Origin of the sequence: Verrucosispora sp. WMMD573 (assembly GCF_027497175.1) — a bacterium.
In the GTDB taxonomy this organism is placed as follows: domain Bacteria; phylum Actinomycetota; class Actinomycetes; order Mycobacteriales; family Micromonosporaceae; genus Micromonospora.
This window is the reverse complement of sequence record NZ_CP114901.1, coordinates 4,268,775-4,294,571: the sequence shown is the minus strand read 5'-3', so window position 1 is coordinate 4,294,571 and position 25,797 is coordinate 4,268,775. Positions and strand designations below refer to the sequence as shown.

Here is a 25,797-nt window from a genome sequence, read left to right as displayed (position 1 = left end):
TCAGGCACCGCCCCGTCCGGGGGTGACCGGGTCGACGTAGCGCAGCACCGCGCCCACCCCGTCCACCAGGTCGGGCGCCTCGTCGGCACCGAGGACGGTCAGCTCGGCGTCGGTGCCCACCAGGGCACGCACCAGCGCCGCGTCGGCCCGCACCCGCTCCGGTTCGGCGACCGCGGCCAGTTGATCCGGCTCGGTGGCGATGTCGGTGGCCGCCGGGCCGATCCAGAGCTGGCCGTCGGCCGACGGGTCGTCGACGATCAACATCGTGTCGACCTGGTTGCGCTGCAACGCGGCCACCACCGCGTCCAGCCCGGCGCCGACGTCCTCCTGCGTGCCGAAGCGGTCGAGCGCCGCGTTCACCCGCTGGTCGGCCACCTCGGCGATGGTCTGCACGGTCAGGTCGTCCAGCAGGGTTTGGTCGGCACCGCCGGCCCGGGAACCGGCGTCGGTGCGTACCACCAGGTCCTGCCAGCGATCCGGCATCTGGGCGGCGATCATGCCGGTGGCGCGGACGTCGCCGGCCACCACCACCACCTCGGCACCCACCCGCTCGGCCAGCTCCACGGTCGCGGCGGTGACGTCACCGGCGTTGTGATGCCATGCCTCCATCGCGGCCCGCTGGTAGCGCGACTGGGACCAGCCGCCGGGCTGGACCCGACGTATCTGGTAGCTCTCCCGGCCCACGACGTGTGCCCGGCGCGGCACTCCGCCGGCGCTTACCGACATCGCGTCGGCGCCGGTGCGGTCGGCCAGTACCCGCACCCACGCCACCTGTTCGCCGCGCTGCGCCAGCAGCGGCATCACGTGCGGCAGCGGGGCGTACGCGGCCAGATCCCGTCGTGGCGGGGCGGACAGGTACTCGGAGAGCACCACCTGTCCGTGGGCACCGAACACGGCCAAGCCGTAGTCACCGGGCATCGGGTCGTGTCCCCGGACCACCCGCTCGATGGCGGCGATCGTCGGCTCGTCCGCCCCCTGCTCGGCCAGTTGCCGTTGCAGGCCACGCCACCGCAGATCGAGTGCCGCGTGCGCGTCCTCGGTGTCCAGGGAGGCGTCCAGGTAAACCGAGCACCACGGACCCGGACGCTGGTACAGCGGGCGCAGGAAGGACAGCTGCATGCTCGACCCCTTTCCAGCTCGGCCCACCGCTTACCCGCGTCAGCGTGGTTGTCACCTGCCGGCAACCGCGTGACCGGTTTTCATTCACGTCGTTCAACCTCGAGGATCGATACGATCCGTATGCATAAGCGGACTCTGGGTGGTGGAATGGACGCGACATCGTATTCCCGGCGCAGCCTGCACCCCACCGGGCGGATCCTCACCGCGCAGATCGTGCGCCTGATGGACGGCTACCCCCGAGAGGTGCGGGTGGGGCAGCCGGTGCTGGTGGTGGTGCTGGCCGCAGCCAGCGTGGCGGGCCTGTTGGCCAAGCTGGTACGAGCCCTGCTCTCGGCTGGTTCGGGGACGGGCCGGCGCAGCTTCAAGGAGCTGAAGAAGGGCCCCGAGTACCTGGTCACCCCGGTGCGCCTGCGGGATGCCGGCGGCCGGCTATACGAGGTGGAGTTGCACGGGCATCTGCCGCAGAGCGCCCTGCATCCGGCCGACCACGTCCAACTGACCCTGCGGGACCAGGGTGATCCCGACCTGGCACCGAAGATCGAACGGATCGTCAACCTCACCACGGGGCAGCTGCTCCGGCCACGTACGGCCACCATGTGGTCGCACCTGGGGCCTCCGCTGCTGCTCCAGGCGATGCTGGGCGTGCTGGTCCTCGCCACGGTGGCCGCCTGCACGGCGGTCACCTGAGGCGGCTGCCCGGCAAGGCCGACGGCGCGGGTCGGCCACCGGGTTCAGGCGTCCCGGGGTCAGGCGTCTCGGGTTCAGCCGACGGGAGCGGGCTGCGGTGCCGGCTCGCTGACGTCGAGCATCCCCCGACGCCGCGCCCAGCGCTCGAAGACCACGGTGGCGAACGGCGGCACCGCGCAGGCCAATGCCACTAGCGTGGCCAGCAGGCTCCACCGGTGCACCCGGGCCACCGCCAGCACCAGCACCCCGTAGACGACGAAGAGCGCGCCGTGGATCGGCCCGAAGACCTGCACCCCCAGCTCGTTGCCGGGCGGGCCGTACTTGACCAGCATCCCGGCCAGCAGCCCAGCCCAGGAGATCGCCTCCGCGATCGCCGCCACCACGAACAGTCGGGTCACCTTGTCACGCACGACGGTCATGCTACGGACCACGCGACCGGTCCCGACTTCCGCAGGTGGCATGGACGTGCGACGTTTGGGGTACCAGCGGTGACAGGGTGGTGACCTATGGGCGAGGAAGTCGGCGTAAAGACGTTCAGCCGCCAGGATCGGGCTCGCTACCGGGACAAGGTACGCCGCTGTCTCGACGTCTTCGCCGAGATGCTGCGCGAGTCCCGGTTCGACGTCGACCGGCCGATGACCGGGTTGGAGATCGAGCTCAACCTGGTCGACGCCGACTCGATGCCGGCGATGCGCAACGCCGACGTGTTGCGGGCGGTGGCCGACCCGAGCTTCCAGACCGAACTCGGCCAGTTCAACGTCGAGATCAACGTCGCGCCGCGACGGCTGGCCGGCACCGGCACCGCCGAGTTCGAGGAGCACGTCCGCGCCGCCCTGAACTCGGCCGACCAGCGGGCCCGCACCGTCGGCGCGCAGCTGGTGATGATCGGCATTCTGCCGACCGTACTGCCGGAGCACCTGACCGCCGCCACCCTGTCGGCCAATCCCCGTTACGCGCTGCTCAACGAGCAGATCTTCGCCGCCCGGGGTGAGGATCTCCGGATCGCCATCAACGGGGTGGAGCGGCTGGCGGTCACCGCCGACACGATCACGCCGGAGGCGGCGTGCACCAGCACCCAGTTCCACCTTCAGGTCGGGCCCGGCCAGTTCGCCGACTACTGGAACGCCGCCCAGGCCATCGCCGGGATCCAGGTGGCACTCGGCGCGAACTCGCCGCTGTTCTTCGGCCGTGAGCTGTGGCGGGAGACCCGGATCCCGCTGTTCCAGCAGGCCACCGACACCCGCCCCGAAGAGATCAAGACCCAGGGCGTACGCCCCCGGGTCTGGTTCGGCGAGCGCTGGATCACCTCGGTGTTCGACCTGTTCGAGGAGAACGTGCGCTTCTTTCCGGCGCTGCTGCCGGTCTGCGATCCGGAGGATCCGTCCGAGACGCTCGCCGCCGGCGGGGTACCGACCCTCGCCGAGTTACGGCTGCACAACGGCACCATCTACCGGTGGAACCGGCCGGTCTACGACGTGCTGCGGGGCCGGCCGCACCTGCGGGTGGAGAACCGGGTCCTGCCGGCCGGGCCGACCGTGCTGGACACCATCGCCAACGGGGCGTTCTACTTCGGACTGGTCCGGGCGCTCGCCGAGGCCGACCGGCCGCTGTGGTCGCAGATGTCGTTCAGCGCCGCCGAGGAGAACTTCAACACCTGCGCCCGGCACGGCATCGACGCCCACGTCTTCTGGCCCGGTCTGGGTTATCTGCCGGCCGCCGAGTTGGTGCTGCGCCGCCTGCTGCCGCTGGCTCACCATGGTCTGGACCGTTGGGGTGTCGAGCCGGACGAGCGGGACCGGCTGCTCGGCATCATCGAGCAACGCTGCCTGACCGGCCGCAACGGCGCCACCTGGCAGGTGGCGACGCTGCACCGGCTGGAGTCGACCGACCAGCTGGACCGGCCGGACGCCCTGCGCCAGGTGGTCCGGCACTACGTGGAGCTGATGCACAGCAACCGCCCGGTCCACGAGTGGCCGATCCCGTGACCACCTCCCGACACAACGCGTGACGATTCCGTCGCAACCGCTACCGTGAGTGCATTTCGTCCGCCGGGTGGAGAGGATCCCGCCGATGCCGCGGTCATCACGTCACGCCATCCCACTCACCGTCGCCCTGCTCGTTGTCAGCCTGCTGCCCGCCGCCGCGAGCCCAGGGCTCGCCCGGTCCGCGGCCCCGCACGCCACCACCGCCGCGCCGTCCACGTCCACGTTCGCCGTCGCGTCGTACCGGGAGGAAGCCGGTCGGACCACTGTCGACACCACTCCGGGCGAGGTACGAACCACCTTGCGCGACCGAGCCACCGGGGCCGCCGTACGAGGGTGCGTGTCCCTGGTCCCCGTCGACCGCGACCAGCTCACCGTCGTATTCCAGGGCGAGGCGCAGGACGGCCGGCACGGCGGCTGCACCGGCGTCGACGGTGGCGACGTGCTCGCCAGCAACGTGCCACCTGGCCACTATCACCTGCTCGCCGAGCCCTACGACAACGCGCAGTACGGCATGCAGTGGGTCGGTCGGCACGGCGGCACCGGGCAGCGGGAGCGCGGGGTGACCATCCGGATGCGGCCGGGCAAGACGGTAACCGCCCCGACGGTCCGGTTCGACCCACCGGGCACCGTCACCGGTCGGGTCACCCGCGCGGCGGACGGCACCCCGGTCTACGGTGGATACGTCCTGACCCTGCCGGTGGTCCCGCATCCCAAGTACGGCGACTACGGCCCCATGACCGATGAGGACGGCCGCTACACCGTCACCGGCCTCGGCCCGTACCGCTGGCCGCTGTACTACACCGGCTACTTCCTGGCCAGCCAGTGGTCCGGCGGGGTGGCCGACCGCAGGAAGGCCGACACCGTACGGGTCCGGTCCGGCACGACAGTCACCAGCAACCAGCAGCTCGTCGCGGGCACCGTGGTCAGCGGAACCATCACCGTCGACGAGATGCCGAACTACTCCCAGGTGATCGCCTTCCACGCACGCACCGGCGACATGGTGGGCGTGATCGACGTCGGCGCCGACTACACGCTGCGGTTGCTGCCGGGGCAGCGGGTGCTGCTGCGGTGCGACTGCACGTTCGTGCCCAGCCGCTGGTTCCCGAACGCCGGGCAGGTGTCCGAGGCACAGCCGGTGCGGATCGGGCACACCCCGGTCACCGCCAACTTCGACCTGACCGGCCCTGTCACGGTCCCGACCCCCTGACGGTCGCCCGGTCCGGCCACCGAGCCAACGGTCGGCGCGAGCGGGACCGGCCACACACGGACCCGGCCACCGACCGGGCCCGGCCACCAGAAACGACCGTCATCGTCGCCCGGTGGCCGGTCCCGGTTTCGAGGGCCGGCTCAGCTCAGCGCGTCGAGGGTGAGCTCGGTGGCCCGGGCGAGCAGGGCGTCGTCGCGCTCGGCGTCGGGCTCGGCCCGATCGGAGAGCACCGCCAGCACGATCGGTGCCCGGTCCGGCGGCCAGATGACCGCGATGTCGTTTCGGGTGCCGTGGTCGGCCGAACCGGTCTTGTCACCCACCGCCCAGCCCTCGGGCACGCCGGCCCGGATCGTCTTGTCGCCTGTGGTGTTGCGCTTGAGCCAGTCGACCAGCAGGTCACGATCGTCCGGGGTGAGGGCGTCGTCGACCGCGTACGCCCGCAGCGTGGTGGCCAGGGCGCGGGGCGTACTGGTGTCGCGGGGATCACCCGGGACGTACGCGTTGAGTTCGGTCTCCCAGCGCACCGGCTCGGTCACCTCGTCGCCTACCTCCCGCAGCGCCTGCTTGAAGCCGGCGGGGCCGCCGAGCTGTCTGAGTAGCAGGTTCCCGGCGGTGTTGTCGCTGTGGCGCACCGCCGCGTCGGCGATCGCGCGCAGCGACAGGCCGGTGTCGACGTGCCGTTCCGTGATCGGCGAGTAGGTGACCAGGTCGTCACGGGAGTAGCTGACGACCCGGTCCAGCTCCGCGTCCGAGGTCGCGGCGAGCACCGCGCCGGCGGCGAGGGCCTTGAAGGTCGAGGCGTACGCGAAACGCTCGTCGGCCCGGTGTGTGACGGTGCTGCCGCTGCCGGTGTCGATCGCGTACACGCCGAGCCGGGCGACGAACTCCCGTTCCAGCGGGGCGAAGTCGACGGTGACCGGCGCGGCGGACGCCGTCGGGATCGACGCTGTCGGCGTCGGCGTCGGCGCAGACGGGGTGCCGGCGGAGCAACCGGCGAGCAGGCCGAGTGTCAGCGCGAGCGCGACGGCACGGGTACGGCGGTTGGTACTGGTCACAGCTGGGTCCTTCCCTAGATCAACCGGTCTACCGGACCTCGTCCGGGCAACCGGCACCCAGGTTCGCAGCGCCGTCCCATGCTGTCGAAGACACCGACGACGGTACCGATGCCGAATCGGCATAGACTGCCGGCGTGGATCTGGTGGCGGCCTGCCGGGCCTTCGTGTCGGTCGGCACCCACGGCAGCTTCACCGTCGGCGCCTCCGGCTCGGCCCGGGCCTTCGTCGAGCTGCTGCACGCGCTGTGGCGCCCGTCGCGGATACCGGCCACGGTGGCCGCCCGGGTGCGCGAGCTGATGGGTGACAACCTGCTACGACAACGGCTCGCCCCGGACTTCAGCTCCGACAGCTCCCGCTGGTGGTCGAAGACCGGCACGCTGCTCAACCTGCGGCACGAGGTCGGCGTGGTGGAACACGCCGACGGGCAGGCGTACGCCGTGGCCGCGCTGAGCGAGTCGATGGTGCCGGCGGCCGTGCAGCCGCAGGCCGAGGCGGCGCTGGCGCAGGTGGCGCGGGAGCTGCACGACGCGCTGCGCGCCGCCCGACGCTGACCCCAGCTGACAGATCGCGACCACCCGGCGACCCCGCTCCGCTCGCCCGCCGGCAGCCTCCATGCGACACCCGATGTAAAACTTTCTGGACATGATGTCAAAGACGCCTTACTCTCATGATGTCAATGATTCTTTACATCGAGGAGTCGTCGTGACGCACCAGGAGAAGCGGGCCTGGATCATGCTGGTGGTCAGCGCGGTCGGCTATGCCGTCTACGTGGCCGTGGTCCTGAGCCGGGTCGGCGACGGGCGACTGTCCGCGACGCCGTATGCCGGCGTGCTGCTCTGGACCGTTGGCGGTGCCATCGCCGCCAGCATGCTCCTCGAGATCGGGATCGGCGTGGTGAACCCGCGCGCCTCGCGGGTCAGCGACGTCCGCGACCGGGAGATCGGGCGGTTGGGCGACCACGTCGGGCAGGCGTTCGTGGTGATCGGGGCGGTGTCGGCGATGCTCATGGCGCTGGCGCAGTGGCACTGGTTCTGGATCGCCAACGTGATCTACCTGTGCTTCGTGCTGTCGGCGGTGGTCGGCTCACTGGCGAAGGTGATCGTCTACCGCAGGGGCGTGCCGCAGTGGTGAAGCCGACCCGCGTCACCAACAACATCCGGGCGCTGCGTTTTGGCCGGAACGAGATGACCCAGGCCGAGCTGGCCGAACGACTCGGGGTGACGCGGCAGACCGTCATCGCCATCGAGCAGGGCCGCTACTCCCCCTCGCTGGAGATGGCCTTCCGGATCGCCAACGTGTTCGGTGTACGGCTCGACGACGTGTTCCAGTACCCCGAGGAGGCACCGTGAAGGCCATCGTGTACGACCGCTACGGCCCGCCGTCCGCGCTGCGGCTCCGCGACATCGACCGTCCCGGCGTCGGGAATCGGGAGGTGCTGGTGCGGGTCCGCGCCGCCGGTGTCGACCCGGGAGTGCTGATCTTCCTGGCCGGACGCCCCTACCTGGTCCGACTCGCCGCCGGGCTGCGCCGACCCCGGGTACCGGTCCTCGGCCGGGACGTGGCCGGCGTGGTGGCCGAGGTCGGCACCAGGGTGACCCGGTTCCGGCCCGGCGACGAGGTGTACGGCACCTGCCTGCGCGGATCGTACGCCGAGTTCGCGGCCACCCACGAGCGGCGGGTGGCCCACAAGCCCACGAACCTGACCTTCGCCCAGGCCGCCGCCGTACCCGTCTCCGGAATGACCGCCCTACGCGCGGTCCGCGACACCGGACGGGTCCGGCCCGGCCACCGAGTGCTGGTCATCGGCGCTTCCGGCGGCGTCGGTTCCCAGGCTGTGCAGATCGCCAAGGCGTACGGTGCGACGGTCACCGGCGTCTGCGCCCCGACGAAGTCCGATCTCGTTCGCGCCCTCGGTGCCGACGACGTGCTCAATTACACCCGCGAGGAGATCGACCGGGACGGCCCGGTGTACGACGTGGTCATCGACACCGGCGGCAACCGTCCGCTGTCGTTGCTACGACGCGCGCTCACCCCACACGGGACGCTGGCTCTGGTCGGTGGCGACTGGACCCGGGGTGCGCTGCTCGGCGGCTACGGCCGGCAGATGTTCGGAGCGCCGCTGTTGTCGACGGTCGTCGGCCACCGGCTGCGCGCCGTCAGCGCCTCGGAGCGCATAGAGGATCTCGACGAGTTGCGCGACCTGATCGAATCCGGTGCGCTCACCCCGCCGGTCGAGCGCAGCTATCCGCTCGCGGAGACGGCGGACGCGCTGCGCCACTTCACCGACGGGCGCCCGGCCGGCAAGCTCGTCATCACCATCTCCGCGCCGGAAACATAGCCGGTCACCGTCGCTCGGCGGGCGCGCTATCGAAAAAGCGTGGCGCGCCCGGCCCGGCTCCCCACCAGGCGATTCCGGGAGTCGAGGTCATTGACCACGTCCGTGGCACCCAGCCCAAGGGCGGTCAGGTCGACGGTGCGCCCGACCCACCACAGGACGGGCCGTCGGACACCGGCGGCGGTGTCGGCGCTGCCGAGGACCACTCCCAGGTCGTTCACGGCGGTCGCCCGGCTCGTCGCGCCGCCCAACGTGCCCAGGTCGGCCAGCACCCCGGCACGCCAGCGGAAGGCCCGGCCACCGTCGACGCCGACCACGTCGCCGAGGTTGTTGATCGCCGTCGCCTGGTCGCCGACAGGGGTGAGGACGCCGTCCCGCAACCGGCCACCCACACAGGTGCACGGGTAGTCGTACGGCGGGACGTTGAAGGTGCCCACCACGTCGCCCCGGTTGTTGAACCCGGTGGTCAGCTCGTAGAAGTCCTGCCGGCCCAGGTCGGTGATCGCACCGTCCCGCCAAACGACCCGGTGCGGGATGTCGGTGGCCGGGTTGCTCAGGCCGAGCACCTGCCCTCGGTCGTTGACGGCGACCGCCTCGCTGTAGTCGCCGCCGAGGGTCCCCAGGTCGATCATCTGGCCATTTCGCCAGAGCACGGCCCGGGTGATCAGCTCAGGGCCGGTCGAGGTGCCGACCACCTCGCCGCGCTCATTGATGTCGACAGCGGTGGACTCCAGGTGCCCCGGCAACACGCCCAGGTCGGTCATCACCCCGTTGCGCCAGACGAACGCGTGCCGGGCGCCGTCGGCCGTCAGGCTCCAACCGACGACCGCGCCACTGTCGTTCGTCGCGGTGGCGGCGCTGGCGGCACCGCCCAGTGTGCCCAGGTCGACGGCGTGGTAGGCGAGCGCGGCCGGGGCGGCGGAGGCGGCGACCGCGGGCAGGACGGTCAACGCGGACGCGACGAGCACGGTCACGGACGCGGCGGCGGACAGGCCGGTGGGATACCTCAACGGGTCCTCCTCGGGAAGCGAACAAGACCGACGCCACCCCCCATCCCGAAACGGGGCGCGATCGGTCGGCTACGCAAAGTAGAGCGAACTTCCGGGAAGGTCACCTCGGTCGATCGGCCACGGATAGATGGCCGTGCGCTGCCCGCGACCGCTCACGGACACCAGGCGGCGACGCGCCGGTCGGGTGGTCGACGGTCAGCCGCCCGCCTGCCACACCGCCCACAGGCCGTAAAGGGTCGCGACGCCCAGCGCCACAGTTCCCAACGCGACCGACCGGCGGTACTGCCCGCCCGGACGGACCCGGACGGCGACGACGACAGCCACGTGCAGCACCGTCACGATCGTCGTCCAGAGCCACGCGGCCGAGATCCGCGCGTCGACCCGACAACCGGCCGGCGCGGGATGCACCGCAGGGCAGACGTCGAAGCGGGGCAGGGCCAGGTACCAGAAGCCGGACCAGGCCAGTACCGTGACGGCCGTCGCCACCGCGACCACCTGCCAGGGTCGTACGCCGGCCAGCACCGCCACCTCCTTCCGCACCTCCGAAGGCGGCAAGCGTACCGGCCACCGATCGGCAGGCCGGAGACGACACCGCCCGCTGCCGGCGGTGGGTAACAGTCGGCGGCGGGCGGGTGGGCCTGACCCGAGCCGGTCGCCTCAGTCGACGCCGAACTCCATCGCGGCGCGGTCGAGCGCCTCGTCCTCGGCCGACGGGACGCCCCGGGAGGCGATCGCCTCCGCGCCGCCCTCCGGCATCGCGCCGATCAGCCCGGTCGAGGCCGCCTGGGCGGCACCGACCACCCGCTGCGGAGCGCCGCCGACCATTCCCAGGTGCGCGTACTGCTCCAGTTTGGCCCGCGAGTCGGCGATGTCGAGGTTGCGCATGGTGAGCTGACCGATGCGGTCGGCCGGACCGAAGGCCGAGTCCGTCGTACGCTCCATCGACAGCTTGTCCGGGTGATAGCTGAAGGCCGGTCCGGTGGTGTCCAGGATGGAGTAGTCCTCGCCCCGGCGCAGCCGCAGCGTCACCTCGCCGGTGACGGCGGTGCCGACCCAGCGTTGCAGTGACTCGCGCAGCATCAGCGCCTGCGGGTCCAGCCACCGGCCCTCGTACATCAGCCGGCCCAGTCGGCGACCCTCGTTGTGGTAGTTGGCCAGGGTGTCCTCGTTGTGGATGGCGTTGACCAGCCGCTCGTACGCCACGTGCAGCAGCGCCATGCCGGGGGCCTCGTAGATGCCCCGGCTCTTGGCCTCGATGATCCGGTTCTCGATCTGGTCGGACATGCCCAGCCCGTGCCGGCCGCCGATGGCGTTGGCCTCCAGCACCAGGTCGACCGCGGTGCCGAACTCCTTTCCGTTGATGGTCACCGGCCGGCCCTGGTCGAAGCCGATCGTCACGTCCTCGGTGGGGATCTCCACCGCCGGGTCCCAGAACCGGACGCCCATGATCGGGTTGACCGTCTCGATGCCGGTGTCGAGATGTTCGAGGGTCTTCGCCTCGTGGGTGGCACCCCAGATGTTCGCGTCGGTCGAGTACGCCTTCTCGGTGCTGTCCCGGTACGGCAGACCCCGGGCCAGCAACCATTCCGACATCTCCTTGCGGCCACCGAGGTCGCTGACGAAGTCGGTGTCCAACCACGGCTTGTAGATGCGCAGCTGCGGGTTGGCCAGCAGTCCGTAGCGGTAGAACCGCTCGATGTCGTTGCCCTTGAAGGTCGAGCCGTCGCCCCAGATCTGCACGTCGTCGGAGATCATCGCCCGCACCAGCAGCGTGCCGGTGACCGCGCGGCCCAGCGGCGTGGTGTTGAAGTACGCCCGCCCGCCCGAGCGGATGTGGAAGGCGCCACAGGTCAACGCGGCCAGGCCCTCTTCCACCAGGGCCGCACGGCAGTCGACGAGCCGGGCGACCTCGGCGCCGTAGCTGAGTGCCCGGTCGGGCACCGAGGCGATGTCGGGCTCGTCGTACTGGCCGATGTCGGCGGTGTAGGCGCACGGGATGGCGCCCTTGTCGCGCATCCACGCGACCGCGACGGAGGTGTCGAGGCCGCCGGAGAAGGCGATGCCGACACGTTCACCGGTGGGCAGGGAGGTCAGGACCTTGGACACAAGGAAAAGTATGCACCACAACGTATGGTCATGCAAACGGTTGGTCGGTGTTTCCGGCCGGCCTGTCACGGCGTCTCGCCGGCCGAGCGTGCTGACCGCGCCGAGCCGGCGTGGACGCGGCTTCGCCCGCACCGTCGCCGCTGCGGCAACGGCGGACAGCCTGGCCCACGGGTTGTTGCCCCAGTGGCGGGCTCGACCGACAGCCTCCCGTCGGGTGGCGCGGGCACGGTCAGTCGAGCCGATGAGCCGCGTCTCGGCGTGGCAGTTCTCGGCGGGCTTCCTCGCCCGGCAACTGGGTCACCCTGGGGGTGGCGGGGCGGCGCAGCGGTCGGACGGGCATCCGGGCCGCGCCGCTGCTCGGGGCGAGGCGAAAATCCCGCGTCGTGCGGTGCCGGGTCGTGCGATCGTGGCCCGATGCCGCAACCGATTCTGCGTACCGATCGTCTGCTGCTGGTCCCGCTCGCCGACCGGCACCTCGACCTGGAGGTCGAGTTGGACTCCGACCCGGAAGTGTTGCGCTACCTCTACGGCCGGGCCCGCAGCAGAGACGAGGTGGTCGGGTCGCACGCGAATCGGATGACGCTGGCCGAGAAGGTGAACGGCCTGGGCTACTGGATGGCGTTTGGCACCGACGGTGGGGCGCGCGGTTCGACGCCGCCGACGACCGAGGACGAAGGCGAGTTCGTCGGGCTGATGATGCTTCCGCCGGCACACGGCCCCGACCAGCCGGACGACCCGACGGTCAGCGATCTCGGCTACCGTCTGCCGCGCCGGCACTGGGGCAAGGGTCTGGCCAGTGAGGCCAGCCGGGAACTGCTGCGGCACGCCTTCGAGACTGTCGGCCAGCGTCGGGTCATCGCGCAGACCATGACCGTGAACACCGGATCCCGCCGGGTGATGGAGGCCGTCGGCCTACGCCACATCCGCACCTTCTTCCCGTCCTGGGACGACCCGCTGCCCGGGACGGAACAGGGCGAGGTCGAGTACGCGATCACCGGCGATGAGTGGCAGCGAACCCGACCCGGGTGAGCCGCCCGACCGGGGACCGTGCGGCGGGGAACCAGGGTATGACCCGCCCGGCCGGGGGTAGAGTTGCCGGCTGCCGGCGCGCGGTTGCCCGCCGCCGGGCGGACCGCCTGACGGAGAGGACACGCCATGGAAGGCATCGACCCCGAGGTGCCGCCGAGCGGCCCGGGCTGCGCCGACTGCATGGCGGCCGACCCGCCGGGCTGGTGGTTCCATCTGCGGCGGTGCGGCCAGTGCGGTCACGTCGGATGCTGTGACTCCTCGCCCAGCCAGCACGCCAGCGCCCACCATGCCGCGACCGGGCACCGGTTCGTCCGTAGCTTCGAGCCGGGCGAGGAGTGGTTCTGGGACTACGACGAGCAGGTCCTCTATGACCAGGGACCGTCGCTCGTGCCGCCCGTCAGCCGTCCGCCGGAGCAGGGCGTTCCTGCTCCGGCCGAGCGGGTGCCCGCCGACTGGAAGCGGCAACTGCACCGCTAGGAACGTCGGCGGTGTCGCACGCGGAGCCCTGGATCCGATCTGACCCACGGACCGTCACGGGGTGACCGGGATGGGGGCCGAGTGGGCGGCGTGTCGCAGCGCGGAGACCGCCAGCCGGGCCGCCGGGGTGTGCTCGACCGCGTCGTGCACCACCACGTGGATCGACCGGGTCGGCGTCGGGCGGAGCAGCCGCACACAGGTCACGCCCTCGGGCAGGTGTGCCGCGCCGAGCGCGGGCAGCACCGTGAGGCCGATGCCGGCGGCAACGAAGGCGAGTGCCGTCCGGTAGTCGTGCGCCTCGACCCGGAAGGCCGGGCGGAACCCGGCGGCGGTGCAGGCCTCCAGGAGGTGGGCGCGGCACCAGCCGCGGGCGAAGTCGTTGTCGACCCAACGCTCGTCGGCGAGGTCGGCGAGGTCCGTCTCCGGCCGGTCGGCGAGGCGGTGCCCGGCCGGCACCACGGCGACGTACGGGTCGTCGAGGAGGTGGTGGGCGGTGAAGCCCGAACCAGGGTCGAAGCCGGTGCCCGCCACAACCACCTGCACGTCGGCGCGCTCCTCCCGGCTGTCCGGGATGTGTTCGCGTAGTTGCAGGTCGAGCCGCACGCCGGGGAGTTCGGTGAGAATGGACCGCACCACGTGCGGCATCCACGCCGCGCCAACCGACGCGAAGTACGCGATGGACAGGGTGCCGGTCCGGCCGGAGCGCAGGTCCGCGATAAGCGATTCGGCCGCACCGACCCGGGCGAGCACCCGATCGGCTTCGGCGGCGAGGGCGTGCCCGGCGGCCGTGGGCCGCAACCCTCGCCCTGCCTTGGCGAGGAGAGTGAGACCCGTCTCGCGTTGCAGTGCGGTGAGGTGCTGACTGACGGCGGAGGGGGTGTAGCCCAGGTTGGTGGCGGCGGCCTGGACCGACCCGGACGCCACGACGGAACGGAAGACCCGGAGGCGGTGAACGTCAAGCACCACTCAACGATAAAGCGCGGCTTAATCGTTGTGAAGGAACAGTCGCTGGTGCTGAATCATTGGGCGGCCGAGAATCTCCTCATGAACAGCCCGCCGATGACCGAGCCCGCCGCCTCGATCCGAGCCGTGCCCGCGTACACCTGGCCGGAGGACCGGCCCCGGTCATGGCCGATCGTCGCCGCCGCCGGGACCACGGTGCTGCTGTGGGCCTCGGCGTTCGTGGCCATCCGCTTCGCCGGGCACGACTACTCCCCCGGCGCCATGGCGCTGGGCCGCATGGTGGCGGCGTCCGTCGCGCTGAGCGTGTTCGTCGCGGTCACCGCCCGCCTGCGGCGCACCCGAACGACTCGGAACGCCCTGCCCCGTGGTGGCACGCTGGGACTCGTCGTGCTCTGGGGCGTGGCCTGGTTCGGTGGGTACAACGTGGCGCTCAACGCCGCCGAGCGGCTGGTCGACGCCGGCACGGCGGCCCTGCTGGTGGCGGTCGCGCCCATTCTGGTCGCGGTGGCCGCGGTCCTCGTCCTGGGCGAGCGGCTCACCCTCCGGCTCGGTGTCGGGGTGGCGGTCGCCTTCGTGGGCGTGGCCCTGATCGCGGCCGGCGGCTTCACCGGGCACGTCGACAAGGTCGGCGTCGCGCTGGCGGTGCTCTCCGCCCTGCTGTACGCCTTCGGCGTACTGCTCCAGAAACGCCTCCTGGCGCGGATGGCCGCACCGACGATGACCTGGCTCGGCGCGCTGGCCGGGACGGCGGCCCTGTTGCCGTTCGCCCCCACCCTGCTGGCCGAACTCGCCGCAGCCCCGCTGGCGGCCACCACGGGCGTGCTGTTCCTGGGGGTGTTTCCGACCGCGATCGGCTTTCTCACCTGGGGTTACGTGCTGTCCCACTGGACGGCCGGGCGCACCAGCGCCGCCACCTACCTGGTCCCGCCGGTCACCGTCCTGCTGTCCTGGACGCTGCTGGGCGAGGTGCCGGCACCGCTGGCCCTGCTCGGCGGCGCGCTCTGCCTTACCGGCGTGGTCTTCGCGACGCGCCGCTGACGGGGTTGGACACCCGTGGCGACCAACCGTGGGGCGGTGCACGCCAGGCGGGGCCGACGTGCACCGCTTCCGGTGCGGACGGGCTACTCAGCCGCAGGCGGTGCCGTTGAGGGTGAAGCCGGTGGGTGGGGCGGCATTGCCGCTGTGCGTGGCCTGGAAGCCGATGGTGACGGAGGCTCCTGGCGGTATGGAGGGGTTGTAGCTGACGTTCGTCGCGGTCACCTGACCGCTGGTTGGTGAGTAGGTGGCACCCCAGCCGGAGGTGATCGTCTGCCCGGGAGCGAGGGTGAATCGCAGCGACCAGCCGTTGACGGGGCTCGTGCCGGTGTTGGTGATGGTGATGTTGTCCACCAGACCGTTGTTCCACGCGTTGACCGCGTTGGTCACCCGACACGTCCCCGTGGGCGGTTCGGTGGTCGGAGTCGGAGTTGGGGTCGGGGTCGGGCTGACCGTTGGCGTCGGCGTCGGGGTGACCGTCGGTGTCGGTGAGGCGGACCCCTCGGTGAGGACGATCGTGGAGATGCTCCGGGCGGGGACATTCACCGTCGCCTGGCCCCCGCTGACGTTCACCGCCTGCGGCTGGGCGCCCGAGGTTCGGGAGGTGACGGTGTATTCGGCCGCCGAGATGTTCTGCGGCACCTGGACGACGGCGTCGTTGACCGCGTTGTTCGACCGGTTGAGCAGCACCAGCACCACCTTGCCCCGGCCACGGTAGGCGGTGACCTCCAGCCCGGAAGCCCGCGAGCTCTTCGACACACCCACTCGGCGGTCGCCGGGACGGACGTACTTGGCGTACTGGGAGAAGGCGTGGCCGCGCCTGAGGACGGCGCCCTTCGTGGTACCCCACTGCGCGTCGCCGTCACCGATGAAGGAGTAGAAGCGGCGGCCGTACCACCAGATGTAGGCGCTCCAGTTCGCCTCCATCGACCGGTGCACCGTCCGCATGATGTCGTCGAGGGTCTCGTTCCAGACCGCCGTGTTGCCCGGGTCTCCCCAGATGGTCGAACCGCTGCCGTCGGCCGCGTGCAGATTCCACTCGGTCATCCACTGGTTCTTGCCGTACTGGGCGGCGAGCGGGTACGGGGAAAGATTTCCGCTGTTCTCGGCGTCGTAGAGGTGGCCGCCGACGTAACCGATGTTGTTGCGCGCGGCGGCATCCTGCAGGGTGGGGTCGGAGTACTGCCGTGCGAACCGCAGGGATTCACCGACCATCAGACTGGTGTCCCTGACCCTGGCACCGTGGTCACGGACGAAGTTCCGCATCTCGGCGCCGGTCCAGTCCATCGAGTCGTAGTCGGGGTGCCAGTCCGGCTCGTTCTGGACCGACGTGACGTCGACGGTGACACCCCGACCCTTCATGAACTGCACGTAGCTGTTCAGATGCTCCGCATAGTCGTCGTAATAGTCGGTCCTCAGCTTGCCGCCGTTGACCCTGCTGTTGTTCGTCTTGAAGTGGGCCGGTGCCGTCCACGGCGAGGCGAGGATCTTGACGTCGGATCCGTAGGACTTCGCCGTTTGCAGGCTGGCCGCGTACAGACCCCATTCGCTCGTCACGGGCGACACCACGGTCCGTACGATCGACAGGCCGAGCTGTCCCGGCCCCGTACCGACGAGGGTCTGGGTTTCGCTCGTCGTCCACGGGTCACCGGAACCCCCGAAGATCGGAGTCGCGGCGCCGAACCCGTCGATCGTCTGATAGCTCGACGAGGTGTTGACGGTGATGTCGGGTGTCGCGGCCAGCGACGGTGGCGCGGTCAGGATTCCCGCCACGGTGACCAGCGAAGTTGCCGCCGCGAGCACGGTGATCGCGACGGCTCCCCGGCGGCGGGACGGTGGGATGTTGTCAGGATGGGCAAGCCGCATCGGGCTTCCTCTCTACCGCCACCGCGTCGCAGTGGCGGCACCTCGCGCAGCTGGGCACGGCGGGCCAGCCCGAGTGGCGGCAGCGGACCAGCCGCCATTCGTCGTATCCAGCTACAAGTCGATCAGGAATTCCGCTCCCGGCCGTTGCCCTCGGCTCGGGTGACCATCGCTGCCGCTCCCGGGCACCACATAGACGGTCATCTTGCCAGCCGAGCCCAGCGTCCTGCAATCGTTTGCCGTCCCCCACCCCGCCCGCCCTGACTCGATCACGCGCTTGCCGCTTGCCGCTGCGGCAGACCTCGTGGGCATCACGACCGGGCCGGCCGACGCGGTCGTGGCGAGCCGACAGACTCGGCCGACGAACACCAGCGTGGAATGATGGGCACATCGATCGAGGGCGGTGCCGGAACCGGTCGCGAGGAGTGCCGAGTCGATGAATCTTGACCCTTTGTGGTCCGACCTGACGACGGAACTGTCGGGCGTCCTTGCCGCGTACCGATCCCGGCTAGCGGAGCTTGACGTGCGGGAGAAGGTCGATCACACCCTGCTCACCGAGGCCGACCTCGCGGTCGAGGACATGGTGATCAGCAACATCCGGGCGGTGGACCCGGATGCTCGCGTGCTGGCCGAGGAGTCGGGCAGTGGCTCCTGGCGGCCCGGTCACGACGAGGAGCCCGAACGGATCTGGGTGATCGACCCGATCGACGGCACGGCCGAGTTCGTCAATCCGCGCAGCACCGAGTTCTGCTCGGTGGTCTGCCTACTGGAACGACGCGAGCCGGTGGCCGCCCTCATCGTCGCGCCTGAACTGGGCGACGGCGGCAGCCCGGTCGTGGTGGTCGCCAGCCGGGCCGACCGGACGATCACAGTCAACGGCAGACCTGCGACGTACCACCGCGCACCGGTTCGTGTCGCATCCCTGACCCGCAGCGCCCGATCGGAAGCCCCGCCGCACGAGACCGGGATGGCCGAGGCGGGCTACGCCCTGAAGACGCGTACCACGTCACAGACCCTCGACATGCTGCGTACCGCTCTGGACATCACCGCCTTCGCGACGGACGCACCTCGTTTCGATCTCTTCTACCGCCCTCGGCAGAAGGTCTGGGACGGCTTGGCGGGCTTGTGCCTCGGTGAGATCGTCGGTCTAATACTCCAGCCGGGGATTGTGATCACGGCTCGATGAGGGCTTGTCGGGCGTAGTGGCTGGTCATGGCTCGCGCTTGGTGGCGCCGTCGGCGGATCGACCAGAGCAGCGGGTCGGTGTGGCGTCGGGTGGGTTCGATGATCAGGATGTTGAACAGGTGGCGTAGCTCGTTGACGGTCATCGGGATCAGCCCGGTCGGCTGGTGGCGGTGGCCGGCGGTCGCGGTGGCCAGGAACGCGTGGGCGAGGATCGTCAGGGTGGTCCAGCGGTGCCAGGAGGTCCAGAGGCGGTGTTGGTGCTGGTCCAGGCCGAGGCCGGTCTTCGCGGCTTGGAACGACTCTTCGATCTTCCAGCGGCGCCCGGCCACCAGGACGAGGGTGCGTAGCGGGACGACCTCGGGTGACCAGCAGCGGTAGAAGGCCAGTTCACCGGTGCGGCGGTTGCGGCGGATCAGTAGCCAGTGGTGCCCGCCGTGGGCGTCGATGGACTGCGGCAGGGCGGTGAAGGACCAGTCGTAATAGCGATAGCCTTTTGCGCCTCGACCGGCGGACCTTCGCTGCCAGGCGGTGGCGGGAAGACCGGCGGCGAGCGCGTCGACGCGGTAGACGCCCGAGCCGGTGGTGACCTGATGCGAGCAGGCCACGGCCAGGACGTAACCGAGTCTGAGGTGACGCAGTCGGGCGGCCAGGCGAGGGTCGTTGCCGTAGGCCTCGTCGCCGGCCACCCACCGACACGGCAGCTCGGCGGCGACCGCCTCGTCGATCATCCGGGACGCCAGCTGCGGCTTCGTGGCGAACCGCACCCGTTCGGGAACGCCGGCCTCAGCCCGGCGTTCGGGGTCGTCGCACCACGACTTGGGCAGGTAGAGGGCCGCGTCGAGCATCGCGTGACCACCCTCGGTGGCGTAGACGAGGTGCACGGCGAGCTGACAGAGATGCTCGCCGACGAACGCGCGGACATCGGCACGAACCGCGCCGTCGTCCCACGTCACCCGGGTCAGCAGGTCCTGCATCCCGTCCGGGTTCGCGTCTCCGGCATGCTCGGCGATCGTCCAGCAGTTCTTCCGCGGCAGCGGCGCCAACAGACCCCGCACGAAGTCCCGCACTCGCCGACGCGGCTCCGGCCTGCGGAAACGCTGCCCGACCGTCAACATCAGGTCGTCGAACAACACCCGCCACCGTTGGGCGTCTACCCTGTATCCGGCAGCCACCGCTGCGTCATGGTCAGTCCACACAACCGTCCATGATCGACGGTGGCTGCCTTCGTCTCCGCATCGGTACTGGCCCGCAGCTCAGCCGAGGTCAACATCCCCGGCTGGAGTACTAATGTCCACAGACGTGAATGGGAAACGGCATTTGCCGGTGCCCATGGAAACGCTCGCCCAGCCAGAGCCGACTTTCGCCAGCACCGTGATGGGTCGCCCGGAGGCCGTCAAGTGGTTCGTGGAGCTAGCCCGGGACTCCCCCACCGAAACACCGAAGTCCTCGTAGACGTCACGTCGATCATCAGCGCGGAGGAATTCGTCGTTGCGCAGAACCGCGGAACTCGGCCCGACGACCCGTTCGCCCGACAAGCGTTTGTCGAACTGATCCAATCGCTGATCTTCATGGAACGGGTGTGGGTGGCCCATCCGGTACTCGCCCGCCCCAGGGCCGTCGACTTCGGGGCCAGGCCCTATCTCCTCCGGGCGCTGGCCGGCGCGGGACTGCTGCATCCTCTGCAACTGACCGATGACGAAACCGGTCGGGTACGCGAGGCCGAGGAAGCGGCGCTGCACGAGTTGCAGAGCTGGCGCGGCAACCAGGTCCTCGGTCAGTTCATCGGGCAGGCTGTCGCCTGCGACGATGCCCTGCCCGATGCGCGGAACTCGCTGTCGAAGCGGATTCACGGCTGGTGCGCCTTCCAGGCGGCGAACGTGCGGGTCGCCGGTCATCACACGGATCGCATCAACACCTCCGACGGGGTCGAGGACGACCCGTTCGGCACCTGGGCACGAGCGGCCTCGATCGTGCTACGTGGCCCGCTACGGCTGATGGCACCGCCCGGCGAGGAGGTCTACGTCGCGGCGACCCTGGCACGTGGGTTGAAGTATCAGGCGCGCGCGGACGGCACCAGCCTGTCCTATCAGGCCCATCCCGTCCGGCGCGACTTCCTGCTGACCTTCGACCTCTCCACCGAGGGTGCGACGGAAACGGTGGTGCTCGACGTCATCAGGGCCATCCGGGGAATCCATCAGTCGCTCGTGACGGCTGCGGACGACAGCGACACGCACCGCGTACAACTTCTCGAACTCGAACTTCCGCTATTGGGCGGCCGCCTCTGGCAGGCGGAACGGCTCGGTCTACGCCGGGTGGCGCTATCACCGGTCGAGCAGGAGCTGGTCAACGGGGTGGCATCGGTGACCGAGTCGGTGCCCGGCGTGCCCAAGGTCGCCGGCATATGGATCGGCGCACGGGCGCTCGGCAAACAGGTCTCCGCCACCGGCACCCCGGTGCAGCGCTTCCTCTACAAGGAGTTCTACCGCGCCTGGAAACGCGCCGGCCGCTGACGTGTGGAATTCGTGGCAGTGTAGGCACTCGACACGCCGACCCGACGCTACCCACACTGCCACAATCAGGCCGTCCGCCAGGAGGGTACGTGTCGACGGCCGCGCCCGGACCTCGGCCGGTGCGACACCATCGGCCGCCACCAGCATCCGTCCCGCACCGGCCAGGTCACCGCCCAGCAGGTACGCCCGCGCGGCGTCCACCAGGTAGGCACCCCGATACTCGGCGGGCAACTGCCGCCACCCGTCTCGCCGGACACCAGCTCGTGTCGACCGAGCGCCTCGCCCAGGTCGCCCCGCTCGACGGCCACCACCACCCGTGTGAACTCGACGGCGACCGCCCCGAAACTCGTACGCTGCGGGTCTTCTGCGACCTCGAACTGGTCCGCGAGGTCGGCGGCCCGGCCGAGCAGCGCCTCGGCCTGCCCAGGATCGCCGCAGCTCGCGGCGGCGAGGGCGGCTTGGAGCAGCAGCGTCCCACCCACCGCCAACTCCTGCGCCCGCCGACTCGGGGGCGCTGTCCCGCCTGCGGACGGCCGAGGTGTGGTCAGTCGCTGCGCGGCGGCGACGGTGGCCGCCAGCGCCAACCGTTCCCGGCCGGCGAGCCGCAACGCCTGCCCGATCGAGATGGCCGCCGTACCCGTCAACACCGCGTCCCCGCCCGTCGCCGCCACCGCCCGATCGGCGGCCAACCACCCAAGGTCGGCCTCCCCACAGTTTCACCAGCACCGCCGAGGCGATCCGGTACGCCTGCACCGGCAACTCCTCGTGCTCCATCGCGGATGACATCCGCACGGCATCCAGCAACCCGGGCAGTGCCCGCACCACCTGCGCATACCGCCCATGCTGAAAGCTCAACCAAGCGTGCCCCACCTGCCGACGCAGCACCCCCGCCGACCCCGGAGACACCGCCTGGCACACCCCGTACCGGGGCAAGCGCCGCCCGTACCCCATCAAGCCCGTCGGGTACGTCGACACCGGCCGACGGCGTCGGCAAACAACATGATGGCTATTGCGAGTCGCTATCACACATCTGGCACGTCACCGCAATCCCCGGGAGACCGAAGACAAGTGTCAAAATATTCGACAGGGTATTCACTTGACCGCCGTCAGCAAGATTATCGACATGCGCAATTGTTGGTGCGTAGTGACGGCGGCAGTCGGGCACAGGTAGACAACGCCCGGAAGGTCTCGCCTTGATCTTTAGTCACAAGGCCACGATGGCTGCTGTTTCCGCCGGTAGTTCGATGCGGTCGCGTTGCACGGTGACGCCGTCGCCGGTGGCCAGCAGGACTCGGCGGGCAACCCCGGGCAGGGTGACCCGTTGCGGTTTGCCGGCCAGGTTCGCCGCGACCAGGCAGCCACCTCGACGCATCACCAGGAACTGGTCACCGTGGCGTACGTCGACCGCGAACAGGTGCGGATCCGACAGGTCCGGGCGGGACTTGCGCAACGCGATCAGGCGGCGGTAGAAGTCGTACATCTCGCGGTGTTCGGGTTTGTCCAGTTCGGCCCAGTCGAGCCGGGAGCGCAGGAACGTCTGCGGGTCCTGCGGGTCCGGCACGTCGCCGGGTGGCCAGCCGTGCGCGGCGAACTCGCTGCGACGGCCGGTGACCACGGCGGTGGCCAACTCCGGCTCCGGGTGGGACGTGAAGTACTGCCAGGGCGTCGAGGCGGCCCACTCCTCGCCCATGAACAGCATCGGCGTGAACGGTGCCGTCAGCAGCAGCACCGCTCCCACCCGCGACAGCGCGGGTGACAGTGAAGCGGAGAGGCGGTCACCGACCGCACGGTTGCCGATCTGGTCGTGGTTCTGGAGGTAGGCGACGAAGCGGTGGCCGGGCGTGCGCTGGTCGACCGGGCGGCCGTGTTGGCGGCTGCGGAAGCTGGACCAGGTGCCGGTGTGGAAGAAGCCGCCGGTGAGCACCTCCACCAGGCACTCCATGGTGCCGAAGTCACCGTAGTAGCCCTGCCGTTCCCCGGTGAGCAGGGTGTGCAGGGCATGGTGGGCGTCGTCGTTCCACTGGGCGTGCAGGCCGTGGCCGCCGGCCTCCCGGGGGGTGATGAGTCGGGGGTCGTTGAGGTCGGACTCGGCGATCAGGGACAGCGGGCGGCCCAGATGCGTCGAGAGCGACTCGACCTCGACGGCGATCTCTTCGAGAAGGTGCACGGCGCGGGTGTCGGGCATGGCGTGCACGGCGTCCAGGCGCAGCCCGTCGACGTGGTAGTCGCGCAGCCACATGAGCACGCTGTCGATGATGAAGCGGCGTACCCCGTCGGAGTGCGGCCCGTCCAAATTGACGGCCTGCCCCCAGGGGGTGTGCCGCTCCCCCACATAGGGCGCGAACTTCGGCGCGTAGGCCCCGGAGGGCCCGAAATGGTTGTAGACGACGTCGAGGATCACCCCCAACCCCTTGGCGTGGGCGGCGTCCACGAAACGTTTCAGGCCGTCCGGTCCGCCGTAGGGTTCGTGCGGGGCGTACCAGCAGACGCCGTCGTAACCCCAGTTGTGTTCCCCGTTGAAGGCGTTCACCGGCAGCAGCTCGATCAGGTCCACGCCCAGGTCGACCAGGTGGTCGAGTTTGCCGATGGCGGCGTCGAAGGTGCCCTCCGGGGTGAAGGTGCCGACGTGCAGTTCGTACAGGATGCTGCCGGGCAGCTGCCGGCCGGTCCAACCGTCGTCGGTCCATCCGAACGCCGCGTGGTCGTAGATCCGGCTGGGCCCGTGCACGCCGGACGGCTGCCACGCCGACCGGGGGTCGGGCAGCGGCTGGTCGTCGTCGTCGAGCAGGAACGCGTAGTCGGTGCCGGCGTCGGGTACGTCGACCCGCCACCAGCCGTCCCGGCCGGCCCGCATCTCGTGGTCGGTGGCACCGGGCAGGTGCAGCCGTACCCGTTCCGCCTCGGGTGCCCAGACGGTGAACTCGGTCATGACGCAGCCTCCCGGGTCAGGTGGTGGGCACCAGCAGCGCGACGGGATAGGTGGTCAACAGGTCGGCCAGGCGGACCTGAGAGCCACTGTAGACCCGACCGGTGAACAGGCACGACATCTCTTCAACGGGTAGTGACAGGCTACTGTCCCGCCAGCCGCCGGCCGCCGCCAGGCGCAGCGGCAGCCGGGTGGCCACGGCGACCGCGCCGCCCCGGTCGAAGGCCACGGCGTGCCGGGCCGCCGGACCGTGCACGATGAGCGGCTGGTAGTCGCCGAACAGTTCCGGGTGGTCGCGACGCGCCCGCAGGGTCCGTGACACCACGAGCAGCTTCGCCGCGCCGGTCTCGTCCACCGCCGGCTGCCAGCCGGCGTCGAGCCGGGCCAGCAGTTCCCGGCGTACGGCGAAATCGACCGGACGGCGGTTGTCCGGGTCGACCAGGGAGTTGTCCCACAGCTCGGTGCCCTGGTAGGTGTCGGGCACCCCGGGCATGGCCAGTTGCACGAGTTTCTGCCCGAGCGAGTTCGACCAGCCGGGCGGGGTGATCTCGGCGGCCACGGCGGCCAGTTCCGAGGCGACGGCCGGGTCGTCGTACATGGCGTCGACCAGGGCGTGCATGGCCCGTTCGAAGTCCGGTTCGGGGTCCGTCCAGCTGGTCGAGGCCGCCGCCTCCCGGGCGGCCTTCTCCGCGTACGCGTGCAGGCGCTCGCGCTCGATGGGCCAGGCACCGACGGCGGTCTGCCACAACAGGTGCGCCAGGGCGGCGTCGGGCAGCGGCACCGCGGCCATCCAGCGGGTGACCGTCTCGGCCCAGCGCTGCGGCAGTTCGGCGAGGACGGCGAGGCGGGCGCGGACGTCCTCGCCCCGTTTCGTGTCGTGGGTCGACAGGGTGGTCATGCTCGCCGGCCAGCGCTCGTGGCGGGCGGCGGCGAAGCGGTGGAACCGGCCGGGCAGGGTACCGAAGTGGGTGGGGCTGCCGCCGACCTCGTTGAGCGCGATGAACCGGCTCCACCGGTAGTAGGCGGTGTCCTCGACACCCTTGGCCATCACCGCGCCGGTGAACTGCGGGAAGCGGCGGGCCAGTTCGTCGTCGGGGTCGCGGAGCCGGCTGGTGATCTCGTCCAGCACGCCGGTCAGGTCGGTGCGGCGGCGTCCGGCCTCGGCGCGGGCGTTGGCCAGGTGCCGGGCCCCGTCGGGCGGGTAGCCCCGGTAGACGGCGAAGGCGGCGGCGAGTTCGGCCAGGGCCGCGCGGGCCGCGTCGGGCTCGACGTCGGGGGCCAGCGCGGCCAGCCGGTTCAGCTCGGCGGCCAGCAGTCGGGTGGCGGCGCCGAGTTTCGTGTCGTGGGTGAGGTCGGCCCACGAGGTGGCCCGGCCGGCGAGGCGGGTGTCCAGGGCGGTGAAGTCGGCCTCGGCGTCGCCGTCGACGAAGAGCCCGCCGACGGCGCCCAGCGCGTCGTAGCCGGTGGTGCCGTCGACCGGCCACGCCGGCAGTTCCTCGCCGTACTCCAGGATCTTCTCCACGATCAGCCACGCCTCGGGGGCGGCTTGCCGTAGCCGGGCCAGATAGCCGGCGGGGTCGCGCAGCCCGTCGGGGTGGTCGACCCGGATGCCGTCGACCTCACCGGCCGCCGCCCAGGCCAGGATCAGCTCGTGGGTGGCGGTGAACACGTCCGGGTCCTCCACCCGCAGCCCGGCCAGGCTGGAGACGGCGAAGAACCGGCGGTACGTCAGCTCGGCGTCGCCGCGTCGCCAGGACACCAGCTCGTAGTGCTGCCGGTCGTGCACCTGCCGGGCGGTGCCGTCGCCGGTGCCGTCGGCGATCGGGAAGCGGTGCTCGTGGTAGCGCAGCTCCCCGTCGGCGATCTTGAGATCGTCGAGGGCGTCGGGGGTGTCGGCGAGCACCGGCAGCAGCAGCCGACCCCGCTGCCAGTCGATGTCGAACCAGCCGGCGTACGACGAGTCCCGCCCTCGGCGCAGCACGTCCCACCAGGCCGGGTTGGCCACCGGCACGGCCACTCCGGCGTGGTTGGGGACGATGTCCACCACCAGGCCGAGGCCGGCGTCCCGCAGCGCCCGCAGCAGCCGCTGCCGGCCCGCCTCACCGCCAATCTCCGGGTTGACCTGCCGATGGTCGACGACGTCGTAGCCGTGCGCGCTGCCCGGGGCGGCGGCCAGCAACGGCGCGCTGTAGAGGTGGGTGACGCCGAGGTCGGCGAGGTAGCCGGCGAGGCCGGCGGTGGCGTCCAGGTCGAAGCCGGGGCGTACCTGCACCCGGTAAGTGGCGCCGACGGGCTTCGCGGGCAT

23 protein-coding genes and 1 pseudogene are annotated in these 25,797 nt (G+C 70.7%); 12 read left to right on the top strand and 12 right to left on the bottom strand.

Going from position 1 to position 25,797, the window contains the following annotated elements; translation table 11 throughout:
* Positions 1–1,119 carry a Vms1/Ankzf1 family peptidyl-tRNA hydrolase gene (locus tag O7601_RS19515; protein WP_281562537.1) on the bottom strand — a complete coding sequence of 373 codons (1,119 nt, stop codon included), beginning with the start codon at positions 1,117–1,119 and terminating at the stop codon, positions 1–3.
* Positions 1,120–1,266: 147 nt separating this feature from the next.
* Here O7601_RS19515 and O7601_RS19510 point away from each other — a divergent pair, with 147 nt between their 5' ends.
* On the top strand, positions 1,267–1,806 hold the full coding sequence (locus O7601_RS19510) for a hypothetical protein (RefSeq protein ID WP_281562536.1): 540 nt from the start codon (positions 1,267–1,269) through the stop codon (positions 1,804–1,806).
* 74 nt (positions 1,807–1,880) lie between these two features.
* Here the strand turns inward: O7601_RS19510 and O7601_RS19505 are convergent, their stop codons facing one another.
* Entirely contained in the window at positions 1,881–2,225 is a 345-nt protein-coding gene (locus tag O7601_RS19505) for a DUF3817 domain-containing protein (protein WP_281562535.1), read from the bottom strand.
* A gap of 87 nt (positions 2,226–2,312) precedes the next feature.
* Between O7601_RS19505 and O7601_RS19500 the strand changes: the two genes are divergently transcribed.
* Positions 2,313–3,791: a glutamate--cysteine ligase gene (locus tag O7601_RS19500; protein WP_281562534.1), complete on the top strand. Its 1,479-nt coding sequence runs from the start codon at positions 2,313–2,315 to the stop codon at positions 3,789–3,791.
* An 85-nt stretch (positions 3,792–3,876) separates the two neighbouring features.
* Complete coding sequence (locus O7601_RS19495; RefSeq protein WP_281562533.1) at positions 3,877–4,998, top strand: hypothetical protein; 1,122 nt, start codon at positions 3,877–3,879, stop codon at positions 4,996–4,998.
* A 140-nt stretch (positions 4,999–5,138) separates the two neighbouring features.
* Here O7601_RS19495 and bla read toward each other — a convergent pair whose 3' ends face one another.
* Positions 5,139–5,999, bottom strand: coding sequence for a class A beta-lactamase (bla, locus tag O7601_RS19490; RefSeq protein ID WP_281566972.1), 861 nt, complete (start codon positions 5,997–5,999; stop codon positions 5,139–5,141).
* Between the two features lie 257 nt (positions 6,000–6,256).
* Here bla and O7601_RS19485 point away from each other — a divergent pair.
* From O7601_RS19485 to O7601_RS19470, 4 genes and pseudogenes are all read left to right on the top strand, one after another.
* Positions 6,257–6,604: pseudogene (locus O7601_RS19485) on the top strand (serine hydrolase); the annotation flags it as partial.
* Between the two features lie 151 nt (positions 6,605–6,755).
* Complete coding sequence (locus O7601_RS19480) at positions 6,756–7,184, top strand: hypothetical protein (RefSeq protein WP_281562532.1); 429 nt, start codon at positions 6,756–6,758, stop codon at positions 7,182–7,184.
* Between the two features lie 23 nt (positions 7,185–7,207).
* A complete protein-coding gene (locus O7601_RS19475) occupies positions 7,208–7,402 on the top strand; it encodes a helix-turn-helix transcriptional regulator (protein WP_348650268.1) in 195 nt (64 codons plus the stop codon).
* Positions 7,399–8,391, top strand: a complete 993-nt coding sequence (locus tag O7601_RS19470) for an NAD(P)-dependent alcohol dehydrogenase (protein ID WP_281562530.1) — start codon at positions 7,399–7,401, stop codon at positions 8,389–8,391. The genes O7601_RS19475 and O7601_RS19470 overlap by 4 nt, the downstream gene beginning before the upstream one ends.
* Before the next feature lie 26 nt (positions 8,392–8,417).
* On the opposite strand, the gene O7601_RS19465 is transcribed toward O7601_RS19470, so the two are convergent.
* From O7601_RS19465 to argG, 3 genes are all read right to left on the bottom strand, one after another.
* On the bottom strand, positions 8,418–9,398 hold the full coding sequence (locus O7601_RS19465; protein WP_281562529.1) for a hypothetical protein: 981 nt from the start codon (positions 9,396–9,398) through the stop codon (positions 8,418–8,420).
* 195 nt (positions 9,399–9,593) lie between these two features.
* The gene (locus O7601_RS19460; protein ID WP_281562528.1) at positions 9,594–9,938 is read right to left on the bottom strand and encodes a hypothetical protein; all 345 of its coding nucleotides are present in this window, start codon (positions 9,936–9,938) and stop codon (positions 9,594–9,596) included.
* A gap of 117 nt (positions 9,939–10,055) precedes the next feature.
* The gene (gene argG, locus O7601_RS19455; RefSeq protein ID WP_281562527.1) at positions 10,056–11,504 is read right to left on the bottom strand and encodes an argininosuccinate synthase; all 1,449 of its coding nucleotides are present in this window, start codon (positions 11,502–11,504) and stop codon (positions 10,056–10,058) included.
* A gap of 414 nt (positions 11,505–11,918) precedes the next feature.
* Between argG and O7601_RS19450 the strand changes: the two genes are divergently transcribed.
* Positions 11,919–12,533, top strand: coding sequence for a GNAT family N-acetyltransferase (locus O7601_RS19450; protein WP_281562526.1), 615 nt, complete (start codon positions 11,919–11,921; stop codon positions 12,531–12,533).
* Between the two features lie 126 nt (positions 12,534–12,659).
* Positions 12,660–13,010, top strand: a complete 351-nt coding sequence (locus O7601_RS19445) for a UBP-type zinc finger domain-containing protein (RefSeq protein WP_281562525.1) — start codon at positions 12,660–12,662, stop codon at positions 13,008–13,010.
* 54 nt (positions 13,011–13,064) lie between these two features.
* Here O7601_RS19445 and O7601_RS19440 read toward each other — a convergent pair whose 3' ends face one another.
* Positions 13,065–13,973, bottom strand: a complete 909-nt coding sequence (locus O7601_RS19440; RefSeq protein ID WP_281562524.1) for a LysR family transcriptional regulator — start codon at positions 13,971–13,973, stop codon at positions 13,065–13,067.
* Between the two features lie 81 nt (positions 13,974–14,054).
* Between O7601_RS19440 and O7601_RS19435 the strand changes: the two genes are divergently transcribed.
* Positions 14,055–15,011 carry a DMT family transporter gene (locus tag O7601_RS19435; RefSeq protein WP_281562523.1) on the top strand — a complete coding sequence of 319 codons (957 nt, stop codon included), beginning with the start codon at positions 14,055–14,057 and terminating at the stop codon, positions 15,009–15,011.
* Positions 15,012–15,098: 87 nt separating this feature from the next.
* Here O7601_RS19435 and O7601_RS19430 read toward each other — a convergent pair whose 3' ends face one another.
* Positions 15,099–16,874 carry a cellulose binding domain-containing protein gene (locus O7601_RS19430; protein ID WP_281562522.1) on the bottom strand — a complete coding sequence of 592 codons (1,776 nt, stop codon included), beginning with the start codon at positions 16,872–16,874 and terminating at the stop codon, positions 15,099–15,101.
* Between the two features lie 433 nt (positions 16,875–17,307).
* Between O7601_RS19430 and O7601_RS19425 the strand changes: the two genes are divergently transcribed.
* The gene (locus O7601_RS19425; protein WP_281562521.1) at positions 17,308–18,057 is read left to right on the top strand and encodes an inositol monophosphatase family protein; all 750 of its coding nucleotides are present in this window, start codon (positions 17,308–17,310) and stop codon (positions 18,055–18,057) included.
* On the opposite strand, the gene O7601_RS19420 is transcribed toward O7601_RS19425, so the two are convergent.
* The gene (locus O7601_RS19420) at positions 18,044–19,171 is read right to left on the bottom strand and encodes an IS701 family transposase (protein WP_281566971.1); all 1,128 of its coding nucleotides are present in this window, start codon (positions 19,169–19,171) and stop codon (positions 18,044–18,046) included. The two genes, O7601_RS19425 and O7601_RS19420, sit on opposite strands and share 14 nt — an antisense overlap.
* Positions 19,172–19,270: 99 nt before the next feature.
* On the opposite strand from O7601_RS19420, the gene O7601_RS19415 reads away from it, so the two are divergent.
* Positions 19,271–20,566 carry a hypothetical protein gene (locus O7601_RS19415; protein WP_281562520.1) on the top strand — a complete coding sequence of 432 codons (1,296 nt, stop codon included), beginning with the start codon at positions 19,271–19,273 and terminating at the stop codon, positions 20,564–20,566.
* A 65-nt stretch (positions 20,567–20,631) separates the two neighbouring features.
* Here the strand turns inward: O7601_RS19415 and O7601_RS19410 are convergent, their stop codons facing one another.
* From O7601_RS19410 to treY, 3 genes are all read right to left on the bottom strand, one after another.
* Positions 20,632–21,255, bottom strand: a complete 624-nt coding sequence (locus O7601_RS19410) for a hypothetical protein (RefSeq protein WP_281562519.1) — start codon at positions 21,253–21,255, stop codon at positions 20,632–20,634.
* Positions 21,256–21,770: 515 nt separating this feature from the next.
* The gene (treZ, locus tag O7601_RS19405) at positions 21,771–23,495 is read right to left on the bottom strand and encodes a malto-oligosyltrehalose trehalohydrolase (protein WP_281562518.1); all 1,725 of its coding nucleotides are present in this window, start codon (positions 23,493–23,495) and stop codon (positions 21,771–21,773) included.
* 16 nt (positions 23,496–23,511) lie between these two features.
* Entirely contained in the window at positions 23,512–25,797 is a 2,286-nt protein-coding gene (treY, locus tag O7601_RS19400; protein ID WP_281562517.1) for a malto-oligosyltrehalose synthase, read from the bottom strand.

Bases quoted from the DNA above. Each gene is read 5' to 3' on its own strand.
- O7601_RS19515 (WP_281562537.1), bottom strand. From the start codon at position 1,119: ATGCAGCTGTCCTTCCTGCGCCCGCTGTACCAGCGTCCGGGTCCGTGG.
- O7601_RS19510 (WP_281562536.1), top strand. From the start codon at position 1,267: ATGGACGCGACATCGTATTCCCGGCGCAGCCTGCACCCCACCGGGCGG.
- O7601_RS19505 (WP_281562535.1), bottom strand. From the start codon at position 2,225: ATGACCGTCGTGCGTGACAAGGTGACCCGACTGTTCGTGGTGGCGGCG.
- O7601_RS19500 (WP_281562534.1), top strand. From the start codon at position 2,313: ATGGGCGAGGAAGTCGGCGTAAAGACGTTCAGCCGCCAGGATCGGGCT.
- O7601_RS19495 (WP_281562533.1), top strand. From the start codon at position 3,877: ATGCCGCGGTCATCACGTCACGCCATCCCACTCACCGTCGCCCTGCTC.
- O7601_RS19450 (WP_281562526.1), top strand. From the start codon at position 11,919: ATGCCGCAACCGATTCTGCGTACCGATCGTCTGCTGCTGGTCCCGCTC.
- O7601_RS19445 (WP_281562525.1), top strand. From the start codon at position 12,660: ATGGAAGGCATCGACCCCGAGGTGCCGCCGAGCGGCCCGGGCTGCGCC.
- O7601_RS19435 (WP_281562523.1), top strand. From the start codon at position 14,055: ATGAACAGCCCGCCGATGACCGAGCCCGCCGCCTCGATCCGAGCCGTG.
- O7601_RS19430 (WP_281562522.1), bottom strand. From the start codon at position 16,874: ATGCGGCTTGCCCATCCTGACAACATCCCACCGTCCCGCCGCCGGGGA.
- O7601_RS19425 (WP_281562521.1), top strand. From the start codon at position 17,308: ATGAATCTTGACCCTTTGTGGTCCGACCTGACGACGGAACTGTCGGGC.
- O7601_RS19420 (WP_281566971.1), bottom strand. From the start codon at position 19,171: ATGTTGACGGTCGGGCAGCGTTTCCGCAGGCCGGAGCCGCGTCGGCGA.
- treZ (WP_281562518.1), bottom strand. From the start codon at position 23,495: ATGACCGAGTTCACCGTCTGGGCACCCGAGGCGGAACGGGTACGGCTG.
- treY (WP_281562517.1), bottom strand. From the start codon at position 25,797: ATGCCCGCGAAGCCCGTCGGCGCCACTTACCGGGTGCAGGTACGCCCC.